Origin of the sequence: Collinsella sp. HCP28S3_B9, assembly GCF_052066095.1 — a bacterium.
Taxonomy (GTDB): Bacteria; Actinomycetota; Coriobacteriia; order Coriobacteriales; family Coriobacteriaceae; genus Collinsella.
Window position 1 is genome coordinate 1 of the sequence record NZ_JBQHST010000024.1, and the last position, 21,203, is coordinate 21,203.

Here is a 21,203-nt window from a genome sequence, read left to right on the forward strand (position 1 = left end):
CGCCATGCCCGCCCCAGCGCCGGCGCCGCCAACGCCCGAAGCCGCCCGCACGGCCTCCGCGCGCTTCAGCGCCACGCGGATCCGTGCGAACAGCTCCTCAATCGCAAACGGCTTGGTCAGGTAATCGTCGGCACCGGCATCGAGGCCGGCCACCTTGTCCATCACGGCATCGCGCGCGGTAACCATAATCACCGGCACATCCTTGTGCTTGCGGACACGCCGCAGGACCTCCATGCCGTTGAGCTGTGGCAACAGCACATCGAGTAGAATCAGATCGTAGTCGCGCTCCAGCGCCAAGTCCACGGCGGTGCGGCCGTCGGCGGCGTGCTCCACCTGGTAGCCCTCGTGCTCCAGCTCGAGCGTCACAAAGCGGGCGATTTTCTCCTCGTCCTCTACGATCAGGATCTGTGCCATGTGTGCCCCCGTCTGCGATTACTTGTCGTCGTTCAGGTTTTGCTTGATGTCGTCCGCGGCGTCGGCGGCGTGATTCATAAGGTTGTTGATGCTGCCGGGCACGTCGCCGTCGCTATCGATGCGGTAGCGCATGCCAAAGAATAGGCCAATCAGCATGAGCCATATCGTGGCACCCCAGGCAAACAGGGCGACGATGGGGATCAGGATGGGGATGTTGAGGATGATGGCGTCGCGGCGCGTGGCGATAAACTTGGTGTCCAGGCTCAGGCGGAAGAGCTTTTTGAGGTACTCCCACACGCTGTCCATCTTCTTGGAAAAGTCAGTCTTTTCGCTCGACTTCTCGTAGGCTGCCTGCGCGGCGACCATCTCGGCCGAGGGCTCATCGACTGGCGCGGCCTCGGTTGCGGCATGCGCCGACGTGGTCTGGGTCTTGCCCTGCGACTCAAGCCAAATGATGGCATCCAGAACGTTGCCGTCGGCGGCGTCGAGCGCGGCCTTGGCATCGGTGTAGCTCACGTTGCACTTGGTGCGGATGGTTTCAACTTTTTCGAGGTCGTCCATGACCTGTCCTTTCGTTCGATGGGCGCGACGTCGGGCGATCTGCCCGGGCGCGAGCGTTGCGTTCGGCGGTCTGCGTTGCGCGGCGCCGCCCCGCCCTTGGTCGAACTTTATAGTGCAGGTTATAGATTAAGCGATTCTTGAGCCAAGATTAATGTTGGATGAGTTTTTGGGTGGTGTGAGGGAGGAGCGGAATGTGTCTATTGGGTTGCGCGGGGGAGAAACGACTCGCCTTTTGGACTGCTGCCGACGAGGTCTAATACTTTTCCGAGAAGTGAACGAGCTAAATCGGACCCCCGAAGCGCCGACACTTTAGAGGTGCCGTTTCCTGCAGTTATAACGTTGGAATCCTGCGATTTTGCCGCCGAAAGATGCGGATGTTTCAGGGGTCTAAAAACAGCCGTTCACTTCTCGGGAAAAGTATTAGACCTCGATAGCGGGGGATGGGGTGCCGGTGCAAAACGGCGTTAAGGGTTGGTCGAGCAGGCGGTTTTTCCATTGATGTCCGCACGACATGTGACACTTACCCTGCCGCCCTGCTCTGCCGCGGCGGCATGTACCCAAACAACGGCCCTCTAAGGAGTCCGATATTGATGAGTGATAACACCAAGCATCTCGCAAAGAAGTGCGTCAAGGACGCGGGGCCGTGCCTCGCGCTGTGCGTGGTCGGCGCAGCGGTCGCGCTGTTGGCTGTTCTGGGACCATTCGACGTGCTCCGAAGTGCCGGTTCTCTGCGCGTTTGCATGGCCCTTGCCGGCGCTATGATGACCGGCGGCGTGCTTGATCTGATTTTTTGGGTGCTTGATCCGTTTGGATGGAAGAACGAGGGGTAAGCCCTAAGGGATGGAAGGGGTGGAACGGTTGGCTTGGTGATCGTGCAGAATGCGGTCTAGCGACTTACAGGGAAGTGGTAATCCGATGACGGTCTATGTGACGGGCGATATTCACGGCGGCCTCGACATGCAAAAGCTGCGCGACTGGGATCTTGGGGATAGTCTGACGAGCGACGACCATCTGATTGTCGCGGGCGACTTTGGCTTTCTGTGGGATTTCTCTGCCGAGGAATGCATCGATATCGCCTGGCTGGAATCGCGTCCCTATACCGTGCTGTTCGTCGACGGCAATCACGAGCGTTTCGATCACTGGGCGGAGCGTCCCATGGAGCTGTGGCACGGTGGGCTAACGCAGTGCCTGTCGGATACCTCTCCCATACGGCGCCTGACGCGCGGCGAGGTTTTTGAGCTCGACGGCTCAACGATCTTTACCATGGGCGGCGCCACGAGCGTGGATAATGAATACCGCATTCCCTATTCCAGCTGGTGGCCACAGGAGCTGCCGGACGAGCGCAACTTTGAGGAGGCGCGGACAAAGCTCGACAGCGTGGGCTGGAAGGTTGACTACGTGGTCACCCACACCTGCTCTACGCGCATGCTTTCGCCCACGCTCTATCCGGGGCCTGGCTGGAATTACCCCGCCGTTGATCGGCTTACGGCATTTTTCGATGAGCTGGAAGACCGCTTGGATTACAAGCGTTGGTACTACGGGCATTTTCATCGGGATGCCAACCCTGCCGAGCGCCATACCGTGCTCTACGACTGCATCGTTCGCTTGGGCGACGAACTCCAGCCCTGGGATGTTGCATAGGGGCGAGGTATTTGGCTACTCGGCCGTTACAGCGATGTTCTCGCGGTGCGCGTGGATGACATTCCAGCTAAAGTGCTCGACCAGCTGCTCGGCAGAGCGCGGCGTGGTGTCCGGCGCGATGCCCGTTTGCCCGGCGAGCCAGCCCAGCAGCGCCTCGGGTGTGCCAAAGCGGGCGCGTAGCTCGCCCAGGTCCAGGTCGCGGTCGCGCTTGGAAAGGCGGCGGCCGTCCGGCGACATGAGCAGCGGAATGTGCGCGTAGTGCGGCGTGGGAAGTCCCAGCAGATGTTGCAGGTAGATTTGGCGGGGCGTGGAGCCCAGCAGGTCGCATCCGCGCACGACCTCGGTGACGCCCATGGCAGCGTCGTCGACCACCACGGCTAGCTGGTAGGCAAAAACGCCGTCGCTGCGGCGCACCAAAAAGTCGCCGCACTCGGTGGCGAGTGCCTCGCATTGGGCGCCGTACGTACGGTCCACGAATTCGATCACGTCGCCGGCGAGGTCATCGACGGTAGGCACGCGCAGACGCGTGGCCGGGGCGCGCAGAACGCTGCGGCGGGCGATCTCTTCGACAGAAAGGTTTCGGCAGGCGCCGCGGTAGATGGGCGTGCCGTCGCTGGCGTGCGGCGCGCTTGCGGTGTGGAGCTCGGCGCGCGTGCAAAAGCAGGGATAGGTGAGGCCGGCGTCTTGCAGCTGGTGCAGGGCGTCCTCGTACAAGTCCAGGCGATCGTGCTGGTAGTAGGGGCCTTCGTCCCACTCAAGCCCCAGCCAGGCCAGGTCGTCAATCAATTGAGCGGCAAGTTCCGGGCGCTTGCAGCGATCGTCCAGGTCCTCGATGCGCAACACGATGCTGCCGCCTTGGCTGCGGGCCGAAAGCCACGAACACAGGCAGCTGAACACGTTGCCCAGGTGCATGCGGCCCGAGGGCGACGGGGCAAAACGGCCTACGACAGGTACGGGAACGGAGGCGGGCGGCGTTGTTGGTGCGTTCGCGGCGGGCGTTGCTATGTTGCGTGCGTTGATATCCATGCGGACGAGTATAGCGCGGGGCGCGATGGGGAGGCGTCACTGTGGTCCGCAAGTTGTCGAGGCCCCGCATTGCGTATGGTGGGCCGCAGGCTCGGTGCTTTGATTCCTGTCGATCAACTCAGTACCTTAGACAACAGAAACCCCGGCAGCTCTTCGCAACTGCCGGGGTTTCCGCGGAAAAGGGGGACATGATCCTCGAGCGAACGGCAAAGGGGCAAACCGGTTTCGCTCAACTGCTTTATGCCCCTCGGCTGGCGGCTCAATCAGCGCGTGCCGCGCCCACACAAAGCTGCTACACCTGTGACGGAGCTGTGAAGTGGTATCTATTGCTGGCGCGGGCCATGCCAAGGGTGTCCCTCATGACTAGTCATTTAAGAACGTCCCCAATGACTACCCAATGATTAGCTGCTGGCGGCAGGCATGACTTTCATCCTGTTTGGCGCTCCGGTCGCCTAGATGTTCGTCATGTGTACCCGCAAACGTGGGACAATGGCGCTGTTGGTTTTACAGACAAAGGATGTGCCTATGAACGCCCCCGTTGCCAATGCTTGTCGGCAGCGCTGCCTGCTTGCGCGATTTGCTTCCATTTGCGCACTCGTCGCGTGCGTGCTGCTGCTGTTGCCCGCCGTTGCACGTGCCGACGGGTATTCCATGACCCAAACCTATATCGGTGCCACGGTTGAGGCCGATGGATCGCTGACCGTTGTCGAGGGGCGCCAGTTTGATTTCGACGACGACATCAACGGCGTGTATTGGGATATCAATACGGGCACCAACCAGCAGGGTGGTACGGCGGGTGTCGATGTGCTGAGCGTCGAGGAAGATGATGCCGCGTTTAGCAGGGTTGACTATGCAAACAAAGGCGACAACGGCGTCTATACGGTTGAGCAGTCCGACGGCGGCGTAAAGATCAAGGTGTTCAGCCCCCACGAGAGCGGCGACAGCGCGATCTATTACGTGAGCTACACCATGACCGGTGCGGTTATGAACTGGTCCGATACCGCCGAGCTCTACTGGAAGTTTGTGGGTGACGGCTGGTCTGCGGACTCCGATGACGTCGAGATGGAAGTTTACTTCGCAAATGCCGCTGCCGGAACGGCGGCCGTCAAGGGCGATAACTTCCGTGCGTGGGGCCACGGTCCGCTCACGGGCGACGTGTCGCTCGACGCGGACGAGCCCATGGTCACCTATACCATACCCTGCGTGCATCAGGGCGAATTCGCCGAGGCGCGCATCACCTTCCCCAGCGATTGGGTGCCGCAGCTCGCCGCCTCGGGCAAGGAACGCATGTCGACAATTCTGAGCGAGGAGAAGGCGTGGGCCGAGGAGGCCAACGCCCGCCGCGCTCACGCCCGCATGATCGCCAATGCACTTGCCGTGGTTAGCGTTGTCGCGGCGGTGGCCTTTACCGGCACAATCGTCGTGCTCAAGTTGCGCAAGCGCAAGCCCAAACCGCTGTTCCAGGACGAATACTTCCGCGACGTGCCCTCGGCCGACCATCCCGCCGTGCTTTCGGCCCTCATGAGCTGGAACGAGGTGCCCGATCAGGCATATATCGCCACACTCATGAAGCTCACCGACGATCGCGTGATCAAGTTAGAGGAGGCAATCGCGACCAAGGGCAAGAAGGGCCTGCTCCGTCGCGAAAAAGAGGAGCAGACGTATCGTGTGACGGTGAGCGATGCGGGCTGGAAGTCGGCCAAGGGCATTGACCGCATGGTGCTCAAGGTCTTCTTTGCCGGTGCTAAGCCCGACGAGAACGGCGATCGCTCGCGCACGTTTGACGAGCTGCAACACTATGTTAAGCAGCACGCTACGCCCGTGGGCGACAAGCTCAAGGACTATCAGAGCACCGTTAAGGGCAAACTGGCCGATAGCGAGTACGTTGCCTCGGACGGCATTGTCGCAATGGTGTTTTGCCTGGTTCTTGGTACTCTGATCGCCTTTGTTCCCGTGGGATCCATCTTCTTTACCGACGGCGCACAGGTGAACATTGTCGCCGCGGTTATCTCGGTGCCGATTGTGCTGGTGGGTATTGGCGTGGGCCTTACGTTCCGCCGCCTTACGCCGGAGGGCGCCGAGGTGGCGGCTCGCTGCAAGGCGCTCAAGCATTGGCTCGAGGACTTCACGCGTCTAAAGGAAGCCGTCCCCGGCGATCTGGTGCTGTGGAATAAACTTCTGGTGATGGGTGCGGCGCTGGGCGTTTCCAAGGAAGTTCTGCGTCAGCTTGCCGAGGCCGTGCCGCCCGAGGTGCGCGAGGCCGACGGCTTCTACGACAATTACCCCTGCTACTGGTGGTACTACCATCACTACGGAAACCAGTCTCCGCTCGATTCGTTCGATGGCGTGTATCACGAGAGCATCCGTGAGCTGGCTTCGAGTTCCGATAGCTCGAGCGGCGGCGGCGGTGGTGGCTTCTCGGGCGGCGGGGGCGGCGGCGTCGGCGGAGGCGGCGGCGGAACGTTCTAGCGGTCCTAAATTATGGGATGGGCTTTTCTCGGCAGCCGTCGGGGAAAGCCCGTCCCCTTTTTATGCGCCAAAATGCGCCGATCTTTTACTTTTGCCCACCGCTATTTGCAGACTCCTCTATAGGGTGATGCCAGCGAGGGTTTCGGTGACTCTTTTGTTCAAGACTGTCCCCGGCGACTAGTCATTTAAGAACGTCCCCAACGACTAGGTGTGGTTGCTGCCAAGGAGTGTCCCGGGGCGCCGGCACAAAGGGGACGTCCCTAACTGCCGGTTTTAGGCTGTCAGGTCGAGTTCGTAGAGGAAGCTTTCGCGCGGCATGTCGTGGCGGCGCTCTTCGCGGTTGGCGCGGTGCGTGGCCGTGCGCTTAAAGCCGTGCAGCTCGTAGAACTTCCACGAGCAGTTGGAGTCGGTATACAGGTGCGCTCTCGACGCTCCGCGCGAGGACAGGTACGAGACCGCGGCATCGAGCAGAACCGAGCCAACGCCCAGGCCGTGGACATCGCGATCCACGGCAAGCAACGTGACCTCGTTGTCATGCGGCAGCGGGCTGCTCTCGAGCAGGCGGTTGTTGGTCCGAATGGTGGCGCGCACAAACGAGAGATACTCGGCACAGGCATCGGGCTCCAGCTCACGCATCTGCGACAGCAATGCGCGTTCGGTATCCATCCAATGCTCCTTAACGGTGGCGCCGCTGCTTTGCCCCGCACGTGCGAGTGCAATGCCGCGCGCCTGGCCGTCGATTACGGCGACCTGCGAAAACGTCGAGGAAGAAAGGCAATAGGCAAGATCGCACGCGGCCTCAAGGCGGTTGTACTCTTCGTTATCCGAATTGTTATGCCAAAGCTGCTGCAAGATCAGCGCGATGGCGTCGAAGTCTTCGGTATCAAACGGTCGGTAGAGAACCCGCGAGACCATAGTGCCTCTTTCTATTGCGGATGCATATCGAGCACAGTTCTACCATGCCATTGGCATCTAATTATGGTGCCCCTGTGTTCCATCAACTCACCGTGCCCAGTGGCGCTCCTGCAACCCCCGCTCGCAAGCTTTTTCTGCACATGCGCCCGTTACGGGGTGCATCGATGCGCTCGATGCGCTACATTGAATCAGTATTTTCAATGCCGCTGCGCGAGCGCTGCAGATCGACGTATCACCGACTCACAGAGCACGGCGGCGTACCAGACAGGAGGACTGCATGGGATCTGATGTGAAGATCGCACGCGCGTTGATCTCGGTTACCGATAAGACGGGCGTCGTCGATTTCGCACGGACGCTGGTTGACGACTTTGGCGTCGAGATCATCTCTACGGGCGGCACGGCTCGTGCCATCGAGGACGCGGGCGTTCCCGTAACCCCCATCGAGGAGTTCACGGGCTATCCCGAGATGATGGACGGCCGCGTCAAGACGCTTCACCCCAAGGTTCACGGCGCGCTGCTGGCTCGCCGCGATTCCGAGCAGCACATGCAGGAGGCAGCTCAGCACGGCATTAAGCTGATCGACCTGGTCGTCGTCAACCTGTACGAGTTCGAGAAGACCGTCGCCAACCCCGAGGTCACCTTCGCGGATGCCATCGAGCACATCGATATCGGTGGCCCCTCCATGCTTCGCTCTGCCGCCAAGAACGCCGCGAGCGTTACCGTCATCTCCGACCCGGCCGACTATGATGCCGTCCTGGCCGAGATGCGCGAGACTGGTGGCTGCACCACGCTTTCCACCCGTCGTCGCCTGCAGGTGAAGGTCTACCAGACCACCGCCGCCTACGACACGGCTATCTCCCGTTGGCTTGCTGCCCAGGCAAGCGACGTGGCGGACACCTCTGCCAAACTCGAGGTCTCGCTGGAGAAGGTCGACGACCTGCGCTATGGCGAGAATCCTCAGCAGAAGGCTACGGTCTACCGCTTTGCCGATGGCTGCGAGAACTCCGCGAGCTCGCAGTTCCCGCTCGTGGGCTCCGAGCAGATTCAGGGCAAGCCGCTCAGCTACAACAACTATTTGGACGCCGATGCCGCTTGGAACCTGGTTCGCGAGTTCGACGAGCCTGCCTGCGTGATCCTCAAGCATCAGAACCCCTGCGGCTCCGCCGTTGCCGAGGACATCACGGCTGCCTACGACCGCGCCTTTGCCTGCGATCCCAAGAGCGCTTTCGGCGGCATCATCGCCTGCAACCGCGAGGTTCCCTTTGAGCTGGTTGAGCACTTTGCCGATCAGAACAAGCAGTTCGTCGAGGTCATCATCGCCCCGAGCTACACCGCCGAGGCGCTCGAGCGCATGGCCAAGCGCCCCAACCTGCGCGTGCTGGCTACCGGCGGCGTGGACCACGGCGCCGAGGTGGAGCTGCGCTCCATCGACGGCGGCATGCTGGTGCAGGAGGTCGACCACGTGATCGAGGATCCCGCGACCTTTACGTTCCCCACCGACCGCAAGCCCACCGATGCCGAGATGGCCGAGCTTGAGTTTGCCTGGAAGGTCTGCAAGGGCGTCAAGTCCAACGCCATCCTGGTCTCCAAGGGTAAGGCCGGCATTGGCATGGGCCCGGGCCAGCCCAACCGCGTTGACTCCGCACTGCTTGCCTGCGAGCGCGCCGAGGACTTCTGCGAGCGCGAGGGCGTGGAGAAGGGCGGCTTTGCCTGCGCAAGCGACGCGTTCTTCCCGTTCCGCGACAACGTCGACGTGCTTGCCGCGCACGGCGTGACCTGCATCATCCAGCCCGGCGGCTCCAAGCGCGACGACGAGAGCATCCAGGCCTGCAACGAGCATGGCATCGCAATGGTCTTCACGGGCGCCCGCCACTTCCGCCACTAATGATCGTTACGCGGTTTTACCAAACCGCGTAACTGCTCGACGCTGCGCCGGCCCCAAGCACCTCATCTCGCCACTCAAACCGTCGCTCGCGTACAGAAGTACGCGTCGCTCCTCTTTCGCGGCGACCTGAGGCACTTGGGTCCGGCTCGCTGGCTTATGCTCCACCAGCGGTATTGGCTCGCCCCGAACTAAAGCTATCTATTGCCGTCCGTGCCGGTTGGTGCGGGCGGCTTTTTTGGGTATAACGGTGCGGTGTATGTTTTTGAGAAAGGTTGGATATGGCCGTTGTGGATGATGTCGAGCTGTTTGGCAATGCCGAGGACCAGCGTGCGTACGAGGACTTTTGCGCCAATCAGGAGGCGGTCGAGAAGTTTACGCTCGACAAGCCCGCGCTTGTCTGCCGTTGGCGCATGTCCAACAAAAAGGTGCCCATGCTCAACCGCCACATTCGTGCGCTGTCCGAGCGCCTGGTGCAGGGCGAGCCGCTCACCCATAACATGCTCAGCTGGGCCAAGCAGCACGTTGAGTGGTCGCTTGCCGAGGGCGATTACACCGCGCGCGACGGCGTGCTCATGCTGGTGATCGACGTTAACGGCAATGCCGCCATGACGGTGGGGGAGTACGAGCCGCTGGCCGATACTTCGGCCAAGGCGCTGCGTGCCCGCTCCGCCGAGGCCCGCTCCGAGGCCGACGAAACCGGCGTGGCGCCCGAGCTGCTCGCCGCCGTCAACAACGGCGAGCTGGTCTTTGTGGCACCGGCGGACGAGTGCCTGTGTGGCACGGCGACGCTTATCGAGCAGCTGGCCCAGACCAAGGGCATCCCGGTCACGCGCGTGGACATTCCCGCGCAGCTCAAGGGCGCGCTGTTCCTGGTGAGTGACGAGCACGGCGTGGTCCCTGCCGCCGAGACGGACGCCGCCGAGTCCGACGCCGCTACGGTTGCCTTCTTTGCCGAAGGCTACGAAAAGCTCCGTGCCTGCCGCTTCTAACCTCAAGGCGGGGTGGGCTTACTGAAGCGAGCGAGCGCGTTCGATGGCGTAGGCGAGCGACAGCTGCTCCATCTCCGGGGCGCATTTGTAGCTCAGTCCGGTGAGAGCTGTCACCTTATCGAGGCGGTACCGAATCGTGTTCGGGTGCTGGCTCGTCTGCTTGGCGGTTCGCTCGATACGTCGGTCGTTCTCGATGAATGCGGCGAGCGTGGATTCCAGTTCGCTGCCATGCTCACTGTCGTGCTCGCGTATCGGCGAGAGAATCGCCTCCGAGAACGATCGCATCTCCGGGGTTTCCGCAAAAGGCATCACGGTTCTCAGGATGCCGAGCTGCGTATAGCGGACAGGGCCCTCGGCTCGTTGACAAGATAGGCGCTGTGCGTAAATCGCCTGCGAGATCGCCTGCGCCACCGCCTCGTCTCCAAACAGAATATCGCTGATGCCGAGCCCTTCCGCTCCGCCATCGATACCGCTAACCTCGATGAGCTCCGTGAGCGCCTGCGCGATTCGCTCCACATCGAGCGTCTGCTCCGAGTCGCTTGTCGCTACGAATAGCAGACCTCCGTCATAGGGTGCCAGCATGTTGTGGCATTCGGCGAGGGTCGATTTTGAACAAAGACGTTCGATTTGCAAAAACGTACGCGGGTCGAGGGGCTCTGCAAACGATGCGAACAGGGCGACCGCTTCGTCCAGAAAGGCATATTCAGCGAGTCGGTGGCGGAGTTGATTCTGAGTAACGCTTCCGTGATCCTTGAGCGCAGCCGTCGCATCGTCCTTCAGAACCTTGCTGTTCTGGAAAAGTGGGTCGAGAGCGAGCCGCACCTGTCGTTCGTCAAGCCCGAGGCGGGTAGCACCGCGCTTGTGTATTACGACTACGACAACGACTCCAGGACGTTCTGCACCGACATGATTAAGAAGTCCGGCGCGCTCGTCACCCCGGGCGATTGCTTCGAGGAGCCCAAGAGCATGCGTATCGGCTATGCATACTCCGATAACACCGACGACCTGCAGAAGGGCCTGGATGCCATCTCTGCGTACATGCGTACGCTCGAGTAGAGGCTCAAGGTCGAAGTGATGGGGCCGATCGGTTTAGGACCGAGGGCCCCCATTTTCTCTCAAGGCTACCGAACGCTTTTGTCACATTAGGTGCCCACGGGGTCGTATCGCTGCGACGCCGTGGGCATAATGGTGTGGAAGGTGCAAGTTGCGCGAAATGGGAGGACACATGGCGCTGATCTATGTCGTTGAGGACGACGAGCGCATTCGTCGTGAGCTTGTCGACATCCTTGCCCGCGCCGGGTTTGAAATCGAGGCCTGCGAATCGTTTGAGCATGTCTCGCGCGATATCCTTGCCGCCGCGCCCGACCTGGTGTTGCTCGACCTCACGCTTCCCGTCAAGGACGGCCAACATATCTGCCACGAGGTTCGCCGCGAATCCGAGGTTCCTATCATCGTCCTCACGTCGCGCACGACCGAGATCGACGAGGTCATGGCCATGACGCTTGGCGCGGACGACTTTGTTCCCAAGCCTTACAGCGCCCGTGTGCTCGTGGCGCACATCAATGCGTTGCTGCGCCGCACCGCGGCGGCGGGCGATCGCAGCACGCTCGTCCACAAGGGGCTGGAGCTCGACCTCGCCCGCTCCATGGTCACCAATACGGCAACCGGCGACAGTACCGAGCTCACCAAAAACGAGCTGCGTATCCTCTCGCTGCTCTTGGGCCGCGCGGGCAAGATCGTCTCGCGCTCGGCTATCATGCAGGACCTGTGGGACTCCGACGCCTTCGTGGACGACAATACGCTCACCGTCAATATCAACCGCCTGCGCACCACGCTCGAAAAAATCGGCATCAAGGGGTATTTGACGACGCATCGCGGCCAAGGCTATTCGGTCTAGGGGCCGGTTATGTCGTTTGCCAAGTTCTTTAAAGATGCACTGCTTCCCGTTGCCGTGTGGACCTGCGGCGTGCTGCTGAGCTGTTTTGTACTGACGGTCGCCGGCGCCCCGGCATCCATCGTGGTCGTGGCGGTCGGTGTGTCCTTTATCTTTAGCATGCTGGGCATCGTGATCGAGTACGTGCGCCGTCGTCGTTTTCTGTGCCAGCTGGAGCGCGCGGCAGAGGAGCTGGGGAGCCCCGCATGGGTGCAGGAGATGGTGCAATGCCCGACCTATGCCGAGGGCGAGCTCGAATATGAGGTCTTGCGCCGGGTGGGCAAAGCCGCTTGCGACGAGGTGGCGGAAGGTCGGCGCCAGACCGATGACTACCGCGACTATATCGAGAGCTGGGTCCACGAGGCCAAGCTGCCCCTGGCGGCGGCTCATCTGATTTTGGAAAACCTGGACGGCAGCGAAGACGACCTGTCGCGCGTGGATGACCTGGGTCGCGAGCTGGCTCGCGTGGAGCGCTATATCGATCAGGCGCTGTACTATGCGCGCTCGGAAGTCGTAGAGCGCGACTACCTAATTCGCCGCTGGGGTCTCAAGAGCTTGGTGACGGGCGCGATTAAAGCCAACGCGCGCGAGCTCATTGCGGCGCACGTGGCTCCGGTGTGCGAGAACCTCGACTTTGAGGTGTTCACCGACGAGAAATGGCTCGAGTTTATTCTGGGCCAGCTCATTCAGAACAGCATTAAATATGCACGTGAGGACGGCGCGAAGATTGTGTTTTCGGGTGCGTTGCTGGACGAGGGCCTGGCAAGCGAGCGCATCGAGCTTACCGTCGCGGACAACGGCTGCGGCGTGAGCGCGGCTGACCTGCCGCGCGTGTTCGAGAAGGGCTTTACCGGCGATAACGGCCGCACCACCAAGCGCGCAACGGGCATCGGCCTCTACCTGGTGGCGCGCCTGTGTTCCAAGATGGGCATCGACGTCACCGCGGCATCCGACTCCGGCGAAGGCTTTGTCGTAACATTCGCCTTCTCGACCAACAAGTTCCAATACTTCGAGTAGTCGGGCCGTCTTGTGGTGCGGATGGCTATGTTCCCGAGCGTGAACATGGCTATGAGGCTCTAAAAAATCACCCAAACAAAACGTGCCGCCCAACCAGGGCGGCACGCCATCTCTCTATTCAGCTAACTCGCTGAAGTACGGTGACGAAGGCGCAAGGCCGGGAGGGGTTATCTAAGCCGACATCCCGCAGCCGCGAAGCGGCGAGGACGTCGGCGTGATAACCCCGCAGGCCTTGCGCCGGCGGGAAGGAACCTACTTCACGACCAGAATGTCGCAGTCGGTGTTGCGCAGCAGGAATGTCGAAATCGAACCCAGGAGCGCATACTTGATCGAGGAAAGGCCACGAGCGCCGCAGAGCACCAGATCGGGCTTGACCACGTCGAGCATCTCGTCCTTGAGCGTCTCGCGAATACGGCCGGCGCGAATCATGACTTCGACCTCGGGAATGTTGGGATTAGCCTTGGCCTCTTCGAGCTGCTTGGCGATGGAGTTCTTAAAGGCCTCCTCCAGGCCGTTGACCAGATCGACCGGATAGGAACCGGCGCTCTCGAGCGCCGTGGAATCGATGACGTGACCGATGATCAGCTTGGCGCCATTGTTTGCGGCGACCTTGATAGCGCGTGTGAGCACAAAATCCTGCTGCTCAGTACCGTCGAGTGAAACAAATACCTTGGTATAGCCCTCGTTCATGGTTTCCTCCTTGGTCTATCGCACGGGCGCGGGGCTCGTGCATCGGACGACGTGTTGGCCGCCGGACACTTTAGCTTGTTGCAGTTATACCCAAGGATTTCGGTTTGACCGCTCGCAATTCTGTGAACGGGCGAGATTTTTGGTAAGGGTGGGCGCGGCCGCGGCCGAACGGTTGATAATGGGACATCGCCCGCAACCGTCCGCAGAACAACTATCGGCGGGTGACAAACGAGGGGGTCCCTTTGGATATCATCGAGCTTCTAAAATCTGCCTTTATGGGCCTGGTCGAGGGCATCACCGAATGGCTGCCCGTTTCGTCGACGGGCCACATGATCTTGGTGGACGAGTTCGTCAAGATGAATGTGAGCGAGACATTCTGGAATATGTTCCTGGTCGTGATTCAGCTTGGCGCCATTTTGGCCGTTTGCGTTCTGTTCTTCTACGACTTAAATCCGTTCTCGCCCAGCAAGGGCAAGGAGGGTCGTCGCGACACCTGGGTGCTGTGGGGCAAGATTGTGCTTGGCTGTATTCCCGCCGCGGCGATCGGTCTGCCGCTCAACGACTGGATGGAGGAGCATTTCTATAACGCTCCCGTCGTGGCGCTGGCGCTCATCGTGTACGGCGTGTTGTTTATCGTGATTGAGAACTGGCGTGCGAGTAAGCGCGAGAACGCCGCTCTTGCCGATTCGTTTGGTTCGCGTGCTGTGGTGGCGGGCGGGCGTCCCGCCGGTGCACACTTCGCGGCGCCTGCGGCGGATATTGCCGAAGACAATGACGATGACGAGGATTTGGACTTTGGATCCATCGCCACGCTCGAGGACCTGAGCTGGAAGACCGCATTGGGTATCGGTTGCTTCCAGGTGCTTTCGCTGATTCCGGGCACATCACGCTCCGGCTCTACCATTATCGGCGGCCTGCTGCTGGGCTGCACGCGCTCGGTGGCGTCCAAGTTCACGTTTTTCCTGGCCATTCCCGTTATGTTTGGCGCGAGCGCGCTCAAGCTGGTCAAGTACTTCGTTAAGGGCGGTACGTTTGGCACCAACGAGATTGCCATTCTGGGCGTGGGCTGCGTCGTGGCCTTTGTGGTTTCGCTTATTGCCATCAAGTGGCTCATGGGCTTCGTTCGCCGTCACGACTTTAAGTGCTTTGGCGTCTACCGCATTATTCTGGGCATCGTGGTGCTCGCGTACTTCTTTGTTCTGGAGCCTATGCTCGGCCTGTAACTTGGTTGACGCTGCGCGGCGGCCAGAGCGCGGCGCACGGAGTCGTGGTGTGATTTGCATCGGTGTCCGCGCGGCTCGGTATACTGGTACGGCTCAAACTATGGCGCCGCCCGCAGGCGCGCCGTCCGTCAGATGAGGAGTCGCCCATGACCCAGCCCTTGCCCTGGGAAAAGAACGCCGCGGTACCCGTGCCGCCCGCGCCGGAACCCGTGCCGCTCGATGCATACATCGCCCCCGCTGCGCCGGAGCCCGAGCTCGTTCCGCTCGACATCTACGACGCTCCCGCGCCGGCACCCAAGCCCGTCAAGCCGCTCGTCGACATCGACAGCCTTAATCCCGCCCAGCGCGAGGCCGTCCTGACCACCGAGGGCCCGTTGCTGGTCCTCGCCGGCGCAGGCTCGGGCAAGACCCGCGTCCTGACCTTCCGCATCGCGCATATGCTCGGCGACCTGGGTGTTAAGCCTTGGCAGGTTCTTGCCATCACGTTTACCAACAAAGCCGCGGCCGAGATGCGCGAGCGTCTGACGGCGCTCATTCCCAGCGGTACCCGCGGCATGTGGGTGTGCACCTTCCACGCCATGTGCGTGCGCATGCTGCGCGAGGACGCCGACCTGCTGGGTTACACCGGTCAGTTCACCATCTACGATGACGATGACTCAAAGCGCATGGTGCGTGACATTATGCAGGCGCTCGGCATCGAGCAAAAGCAGTTCCCCATCAACATGATTCGCAGCAAGATCAGTTCGGCCAAAAACGCCATGATCGGCCCCGAGGACATGCTCAAATCCGCCGATAGCCCCAACGACAAAAAGGCCGCGCAGGTCTACCTGGAGCTGGAGCGCCGCCTGCGCGCCGCCAACGCGATGGACTTCGACGATTTGCTCGTGCGCACACTCGAACTGCTGCGCACCCGCCCCGAGGTGCTCGACAAGTACCAGGAGCGCTTCCGCTACATTAGCGTCGACGAGTATCAGGACACCAACCACGTCCAGTACGAAATCGCCAACCTTCTGGCCGCCAAGTACCAAAACCTCATGGTTGTGGGCGACGATGACCAGTCCATTTACAGCTGGCGTGGCGCCGACATCACCAACATCTTGGACTTTGAGCAGGACTTTAAAAACTGCAAGACCGTTAAGCTCGAGCAGAACTACCGCTCTACGGGCCATATCCTAAACGCCGCCAACGCCGTGGTACGCCACAACTCGCAGCGCAAGGACAAGCGCCTGTTTACGGCCGAGGGCGATGGCGAGAAGATTCAGGCCTTCCAGGCGAGCGACGAGCGCGACGAGGGCCGCTGGATTGCCGGTGAGATCGAGAAACTGCATGCCAAAGGCACGAGTTACGACGACATCGCCGTGTTTTATCGCACTAACGCCCAGTCGCGTATTCTCGAAGATATGTTTCTGCGCGCGGGCGTGCCCTACAAGATCGTGGGCGGCACTCGATTCTTCGACCGTGCCGAGATTCGCGACGTCATGGCCTACCTCAAGATGATCGTGAACCCGGCCGACGAGATGAGCGTCAAGCGCGTCATCAACACACCGCGCCGCGGCATTGGCTCCACCTCAATCCAAAAGATCGAGCAGCTGGCACGCGACAACCGTTGCTCGTTCTTCCAGGCTTGCGAGATCGCGTGCGCCGAAACCGGCATGTTTAGCGCCAAGGTGCGCAACGGCCTGTCGAGCTTTGTCTCACTGGTGCGCGAGGGCCGCCGCATGGACGGCGAGCTCAAGGACGTTGTCGAGATGATCGTCGATAAGACGGGCCTGCTGCAGGCGTTTCGCGCCGAGGGCACCATGGAATCTGAGAGCCGCGCCGAGAACATCCAGGAATTTCTGGGCGTTGCGGCGGAATTTGAGGAGACGCACGAGGATATCGAGGGTACGCTCGAGAGCCTAGAAGAGCTGCGCGCAGCCGGTGTTGCCGACGTGCCTGCCGGCGCCGAGCCCGAGCCCGTCGTGGTGAGCGTGTCTGCGCCCGAACCGGGGCCATCTGTCCCGGCATCCTCGTTTGAGGCGCTCGTCGGCGCCCGTGACGCCGCGGGTTCCAATCCGCTCGATGGCTTGGCCGCTCCGGCGCTGTCTCCGCAGGATGCCCTGGCCGCCGCCATCGCAGGCAACGCGTATGCCGCGCCGACGGAGCTGTCGGCGGGTGCCGTGCATGCCGGCGAGATCGAGCGTACCTACGGTCCGCTCACCTGTAAGGCGCTGCCGGCACTCATGGAGTGGCTGGCCTTGCGCTCCGACTTGGATTCCCTGGCCGGCGAGACGCATGCCATTACCATGATGACCATCCACTCCGCCAAGGGCCTGGAGTTTCCGGCGGTGTTCGTGGCCGGCATGGAGGAGGGTATCTTTCCGCACGTGCACGACTTTGGCGGCAGCGATGATCCGGGCAAGCTCGAGGAGGAGCGTCGCCTGGCCTACGTCGCCATCACGCGTGCCCGCAAGCGCCTGTTCTTGACCTATGCGGCCACGCGTCGCACCTACGGTTCTACCTCCGCCAACCCGCGTTCTCGCTTTCTCAACGAGATTCCGTTTGAGGATATCGAGTTTAGCGGTATCGGTTCTGCCGGTTTTGAGGGCACGGGCTGGGAGAAGCGCGGCGACCGTCGCGGCACCTTTGGCTCGGGCACGGGTTCGGATATGTATGGCGGCAAGGTGTTTGGTTCGCATACGCGCTCGACCGGCGGTTCCGGTTCGCGCGGCGGATCGAGCTTCGACGATTTCTTTGGCGGCAGCAGCTACGGGATCGAGCGCCATCGTGGGGTCTCGCCCGACGCCGGTCGCGTTGCCTCGACCTTTGGCTCGGGCGCATCGCGAGCCAAAAAGCCGTCGTCCAAGGTGTCCCCGACAGTGGAGCGCAAGGTCGATCGCGCCAGCGCGTCGCAGGACTTTGCCGCGGGCGATACCGTGAGTCATAAGACCTTTGGCACGGGTACCGTGATCTCGGTCGCTGGAGACATGATCGAGGTCCAATTCGAAAAGACCGGCCAGACCAAAAAGCTAATGAAAGGCTTCGCTCCGATTGTTAAGCTGAATGCCTAACTGCGAGGTTGGCCGGGCGCGCCGGGGGCTTTGGTCGCCTGCTCGGACAGTCCTGCTCTCACGGAGAGCACATTAAGTGCTCTCCGGCTCGTGCGGAACTCGCGATCGACCAAAGCCCCCGGCGCGCCCTCTTCCTTGTGGCGTTTTGGCCTGCAGCTTTCGAACCTCGCTCTGCTCGTTTGCTTTTTGATCTGGAGAGCCGGGTGGGCTGATAGATAGATACGAGTAGGGGCTCTTCCGTACATGGTCGGGAGAGCCCCTTATTACGTTTCTGTTGTTGGCGCGACCTAGAGGTGGCTGATAATCAGCTCCATCTGGCCTTCGAGATCAATGGAGCTGACGGTGCTGGGTGCCAGCAGGTGACTTCCCTTGTGGACGGGGTCGCCGCAGACGGAGCCTTTGCCGTCGATGACTGACAGACACATGAAGGGCCAGCGCTGCTCCAAGGTCTTGCTGCCGTCGACGCGTACGCGATCGACGGTGTAGCAGGGGTTGGACTCGAGCTCGGTCACGCCGTCCACCTCGGGCGCGGTCACCGTGCCGTCGGTCGGAGCCTGAGCGTCAAAATCGATGCAATCGAGGCTCTGCTCAATGTGCAGCGGACGCAGCTTGCCGTCGGTGCCGGGACGGTCGTAGTCGTACAGGCGATACGTCACGTCGCTTGACTGCTGCGTCTCCAAAATGAGCGTGCCGGTCTTGATGGCGTGCACGGTACCGGAATCAATCTGGAAAAAGTCGCCCTTGTGGATCGGCAGCACGTTGAGCATGTCGTCCCAACGGCCCCCCTCGATCATCTGTGCGGCCTCGGCGCGGTCATGCGCGCGCTGGCCGACGATGATCGTGGCGCCGGGCTCGCAGTCCAGGACATACCAGCACTCGGTTTTGCCCAGGCTGCCGTTCTCGTGCTTGGCGGCGTACTCGTCGTTGGGATGAATCTGGATCGAAAGGTCGTCCTTGGCGTCCAGAATCTTAACGAGCAGCGGGAACTCCTTGCCCTCGCACCTGCCAAAGAGCTCGCGGTGCTCGGCCCACAGCCACGACAGCGTGTGGCCGGCATACGGGCCCTCCGCAATCTGGCAGTCGCCGTTGGGGTGGGCCGAGATGGCCCAACACTCACCGATGGGTCCATCGGGAATGTCGTAGCCAAATACGGTTTCGAGCTGGCGGCCGCCCCAGATCTTCTCGTGGAAGATCGGCGTCAGTTTAATCAAATCGGACATATTCATACCCCATTGTGTTGCGCGGGCGTTGCACAAACAGCTCAAAACGAGCGCCCGCATGACTACAAAAACCTATGCCAACGTTACGTTGTGCAACTCAAAGCGGTCGCCAACGTTGCGCGAGACCGAATACTCAAAGGCCGCGCCGCTGTCCAAAAAGCCAATCTGGTTGAGCTCGAGCAGGGGAGAGCCAGGTTTGGTGTCCAGGCGCTCGGCTTCTTCCTCGGTTGCTGCCACGGCGCGAATGGTACGGTGGAAGCTCGAGATCTTCAACCCACATTGCTCGCGGACAAAGCGGTAGACCGATCCGTACAGGTCCTTCTTTTTAAGGCCCGGAATCAGCTCGAGGGGCATGTAGGTGTACTCGATAACGATGGGCTTCTCATCGGCCTGACGCACGCGCACGATGTGATAGGCAAAGTCATCCTCGGCAATTCCCAGCTGGGCTGCGATGTCCGCTGGTGGATTAACAATCGAGAAATCGTAGACCACCGAGGTCACCTTCTCCCCGCGGTGCTCATACGAAAAGCCCTGGGCACGGTCGTTTTTGCCCTGGAAAAACGCTTGGCCGGGAAGCCCCGCCGTGTCCTTAACGTAGGTACCCGATCCACGACGGCTGGTAACAAGACCTTCCTCGGTGATTTGCTCGATAGCTCGTTTGACGGTGATTTTGGAAACGCTATAGAGCTCGCAGAACTCAACGACGGTGGGAAGCTTGTCGCCTGGTTTAAGAGCGCCATCCTCAATACTTCGACGAATATCTGCAGCTATCGCCTCGTATTTGGGAATCATGAAACCTCCTTTCCAACTTGATTGAGTATAAAAGAAAGTATACTCAACACCTAAGTATCCCTATTGAGTCATTGAAAAGTTCGATAGATATATTACTAAAAGTCGCTTTGCGCTAAAAATAAAAGCGCTCTAAATAAAAATACATTCGAATAATGTCGTGTTGAGAAATCTAATCGGTCCGAGGACGGGGCCGAACCGATTTAGCACCCAGCGAACCGAATCCTGTATTCTGCATTTCCTCAGATAAAACCTACCAAAACAAACCTGTCCCTTTTTGGTAGGTTTTTGCCTTGGGAGCGGTACCATACAGACAATGTTTAAACGAGAAAGGCGGGCCCCTATGGAACCTAAGCAGTACTACATCGGCATCGACGTCGGCGGCACTTCGGTTAAGGAGGGCCTGTTCGACGGGGATGGCAACCTGCTTGCGAAGGTCAGCGTGCCCACGCCTCCCATCGTTGACGCTGCGGGCTTTGCCGCGGTGACCGAGGCTATCGACCGGGTGGTCGCCAAGGCACAGATTCCGCGCGCCTTTGTGGCGGGCATTGGCCTTGCTGTTCCGTGCCCCATTCCGGCAGCGGGCGATGCCAAGGTCAAGGCCAACATTGCCATTAACCTGCCCGAGTTGAAGATCGCCATTCAGGAGCACTGCCCCGATGCGGTCGTTAAGTACGAGAACGATGCCAACGCCGCTGCCATGGGCGAGGCTTGGCTCGGTTCTGCCAAGGACGTGCAGAATGTGGTGATGGTCACCATCGGTACCGGCGTGGGCGGCGGCGTTATCGTCAACGGCGATGTGGTGTCGGGTGTTGTGGGCGCCGGCGGCGAGATTGGCCATATGTGCCTGAATCCGGCTGAGGAGCGCACTTGCGGCTGCGGCGGCCATGGCCACCTGGAGCAGTATTCCAGCGCCACCGGCGTGGTGAGCAACTACCTTGCCGAGTGCAAGAAGGCGGGCGTCGAGCCCATCGAGCTCACCGGCCCCTCCGATTCCAAGGACGTGTTCCAAGCCTGCCGCGAGGGTGATAAGCTCGCGCTGGCCGCGGCCGATACCATGGCCGACTATCTCGGCCGCGCCCTGGCGCTTATTGCCAACGTGGTCGATCCCGAGATGTTCCTGATCGGCGGCGGCGCCTCCGCCTCGGCCGATGTCTACCTCGATAAGGTTCGCGAGTACTTCCAGCGCTACGCGCTTTCCGCCTCGCGCGAGACGCCCATTAAGGTTGCCTCGCTCGGAAACGACGCCGGCATCATCGGTTCTGCCTACGTAGCCCTGCGCGCTGCCGGTAAATAGCTGGTGCAAGGGGGCCAGGTTACTTTGCACCAACATGGTGCAAAAGGGACAGCCTTGGCCCCCATACCTGCCACAAAATATGCC

At 60.9% G+C, this 21,203-nt stretch carries 19 protein-coding genes; 11 read left to right on the forward strand and 8 right to left on the reverse strand.

Annotation, left to right across the window (positions count from 1 at the left end):
• Positions 1 to 414 (reverse strand): response regulator transcription factor (locus tag ACTNBB_RS06680; RefSeq protein WP_441071057.1); only part of this gene is annotated, 414 nt, incomplete at its 3' end.
• A gap of 18 nt (positions 415 to 432) precedes the next feature.
• The gene (locus ACTNBB_RS06685) at positions 433 to 975 is read right to left on the reverse strand and encodes a DUF4342 domain-containing protein (RefSeq protein ID WP_154515076.1); all 543 of its coding nucleotides are present in this window, start codon (positions 973 to 975) and stop codon (positions 433 to 435) included.
• 590 nt (positions 976 to 1,565) lie between these two features.
• Here ACTNBB_RS06685 and ACTNBB_RS06690 point away from each other — a divergent pair.
• Positions 1,566 to 1,805 carry a hypothetical protein gene (locus tag ACTNBB_RS06690; protein WP_427748078.1) on the forward strand — a complete coding sequence of 80 codons (240 nt, stop codon included), beginning with the start codon at positions 1,566 to 1,568 and terminating at the stop codon, positions 1,803 to 1,805.
• Positions 1,806 to 1,890: 85 nt separating this feature from the next.
• A complete protein-coding gene (locus tag ACTNBB_RS06695; protein ID WP_441057322.1) occupies positions 1,891 to 2,616 on the forward strand; it encodes a metallophosphoesterase family protein in 726 nt (241 codons plus the stop codon).
• A gap of 15 nt (positions 2,617 to 2,631) precedes the next feature.
• On the opposite strand, the gene gluQRS is transcribed toward ACTNBB_RS06695, so the two are convergent.
• Entirely contained in the window at positions 2,632 to 3,528 is an 897-nt protein-coding gene (gluQRS, locus tag ACTNBB_RS06700; protein WP_441057353.1) for a tRNA glutamyl-Q(34) synthetase GluQRS, read from the reverse strand.
• 639 nt (positions 3,529 to 4,167) lie between these two features.
• On the opposite strand from gluQRS, the gene ACTNBB_RS06705 reads away from it, so the two are divergent.
• On the forward strand, positions 4,168 to 6,111 hold the full coding sequence (locus ACTNBB_RS06705; protein WP_441057324.1) for a DUF2207 family protein: 1,944 nt from the start codon (positions 4,168 to 4,170) through the stop codon (positions 6,109 to 6,111).
• Positions 6,112 to 6,384: 273 nt separating this feature from the next.
• Here ACTNBB_RS06705 and ACTNBB_RS06710 read toward each other — a convergent pair whose 3' ends face one another.
• Positions 6,385 to 7,026 carry a GNAT family N-acetyltransferase gene (locus tag ACTNBB_RS06710; protein ID WP_154515062.1) on the reverse strand — a complete coding sequence of 214 codons (642 nt, stop codon included), beginning with the start codon at positions 7,024 to 7,026 and terminating at the stop codon, positions 6,385 to 6,387.
• Positions 7,027 to 7,303: 277 nt separating this feature from the next.
• Between ACTNBB_RS06710 and purH the strand changes: the two genes are divergently transcribed.
• Both purH and ACTNBB_RS06720 read left to right on the forward strand, forming a co-directional pair.
• Positions 7,304 to 8,911 carry a bifunctional phosphoribosylaminoimidazolecarboxamide formyltransferase/IMP cyclohydrolase gene (purH, locus tag ACTNBB_RS06715; RefSeq protein ID WP_441057326.1) on the forward strand — a complete coding sequence of 536 codons (1,608 nt, stop codon included), beginning with the start codon at positions 7,304 to 7,306 and terminating at the stop codon, positions 8,909 to 8,911.
• Positions 8,912 to 9,189: 278 nt separating this feature from the next.
• Entirely contained in the window at positions 9,190 to 9,900 is a 711-nt protein-coding gene (locus ACTNBB_RS06720) for a hypothetical protein (RefSeq protein WP_441057328.1), read from the forward strand.
• A gap of 18 nt (positions 9,901 to 9,918) precedes the next feature.
• Here the strand turns inward: ACTNBB_RS06720 and ACTNBB_RS06725 are convergent, their stop codons facing one another.
• Positions 9,919 to 10,482: a PucR family transcriptional regulator gene (locus ACTNBB_RS06725; RefSeq protein ID WP_441057330.1), complete on the reverse strand. Its 564-nt coding sequence runs from the start codon at positions 10,480 to 10,482 to the stop codon at positions 9,919 to 9,921.
• Between the two features lie 132 nt (positions 10,483 to 10,614).
• On the opposite strand from ACTNBB_RS06725, the gene ACTNBB_RS06730 reads away from it, so the two are divergent.
• The 3 genes from ACTNBB_RS06730 to ACTNBB_RS06740 all read left to right on the forward strand — a co-directional run bounded on the left by ACTNBB_RS06730 (position 10,615) and on the right by ACTNBB_RS06740 (position 12,850).
• Entirely contained in the window at positions 10,615 to 10,956 is a 342-nt protein-coding gene (locus ACTNBB_RS06730; RefSeq protein WP_441057332.1) for a hypothetical protein, read from the forward strand.
• Between the two features lie 169 nt (positions 10,957 to 11,125).
• Positions 11,126 to 11,797 carry a response regulator transcription factor gene (locus tag ACTNBB_RS06735; protein ID WP_427728526.1) on the forward strand — a complete coding sequence of 224 codons (672 nt, stop codon included), beginning with the start codon at positions 11,126 to 11,128 and terminating at the stop codon, positions 11,795 to 11,797.
• A 9-nt stretch (positions 11,798 to 11,806) separates the two neighbouring features.
• Positions 11,807 to 12,850: a sensor histidine kinase gene (locus ACTNBB_RS06740; protein ID WP_441057334.1), complete on the forward strand. Its 1,044-nt coding sequence runs from the start codon at positions 11,807 to 11,809 to the stop codon at positions 12,848 to 12,850.
• Between the two features lie 252 nt (positions 12,851 to 13,102).
• Here ACTNBB_RS06740 and ACTNBB_RS06745 read toward each other — a convergent pair whose 3' ends face one another.
• On the reverse strand, positions 13,103 to 13,540 hold the full coding sequence (locus tag ACTNBB_RS06745; protein WP_154515052.1) for a universal stress protein: 438 nt from the start codon (positions 13,538 to 13,540) through the stop codon (positions 13,103 to 13,105).
• 242 nt (positions 13,541 to 13,782) lie between these two features.
• On the opposite strand from ACTNBB_RS06745, the gene ACTNBB_RS06750 reads away from it, so the two are divergent.
• A complete protein-coding gene (locus ACTNBB_RS06750) occupies positions 13,783 to 14,763 on the forward strand; it encodes an undecaprenyl-diphosphate phosphatase (protein WP_427728530.1) in 981 nt (326 codons plus the stop codon).
• A 146-nt stretch (positions 14,764 to 14,909) separates the two neighbouring features.
• Entirely contained in the window at positions 14,910 to 17,813 is a 2,904-nt protein-coding gene (locus ACTNBB_RS06755) for an ATP-dependent helicase (protein WP_441057336.1), read from the forward strand.
• A 287-nt stretch (positions 17,814 to 18,100) separates the two neighbouring features.
• On the opposite strand, the gene ACTNBB_RS06760 is transcribed toward ACTNBB_RS06755, so the two are convergent.
• Positions 18,101 to 19,033, reverse strand: a complete 933-nt coding sequence (locus ACTNBB_RS06760; RefSeq protein ID WP_441057338.1) for a type I phosphomannose isomerase catalytic subunit — start codon at positions 19,031 to 19,033, stop codon at positions 18,101 to 18,103.
• Positions 19,034 to 19,105: 72 nt separating this feature from the next.
• Complete coding sequence (locus ACTNBB_RS06765) at positions 19,106 to 19,825, reverse strand: GntR family transcriptional regulator (protein WP_154515044.1); 720 nt, start codon at positions 19,823 to 19,825, stop codon at positions 19,106 to 19,108.
• Between the two features lie 340 nt (positions 19,826 to 20,165).
• Between ACTNBB_RS06765 and ACTNBB_RS06770 the strand changes: the two genes are divergently transcribed.
• Positions 20,166 to 21,119, forward strand: coding sequence for an ROK family protein (locus ACTNBB_RS06770; RefSeq protein WP_441057340.1), 954 nt, complete (start codon positions 20,166 to 20,168; stop codon positions 21,117 to 21,119).
• Positions 21,120 to 21,203 lie beyond the last annotated feature (84 nt).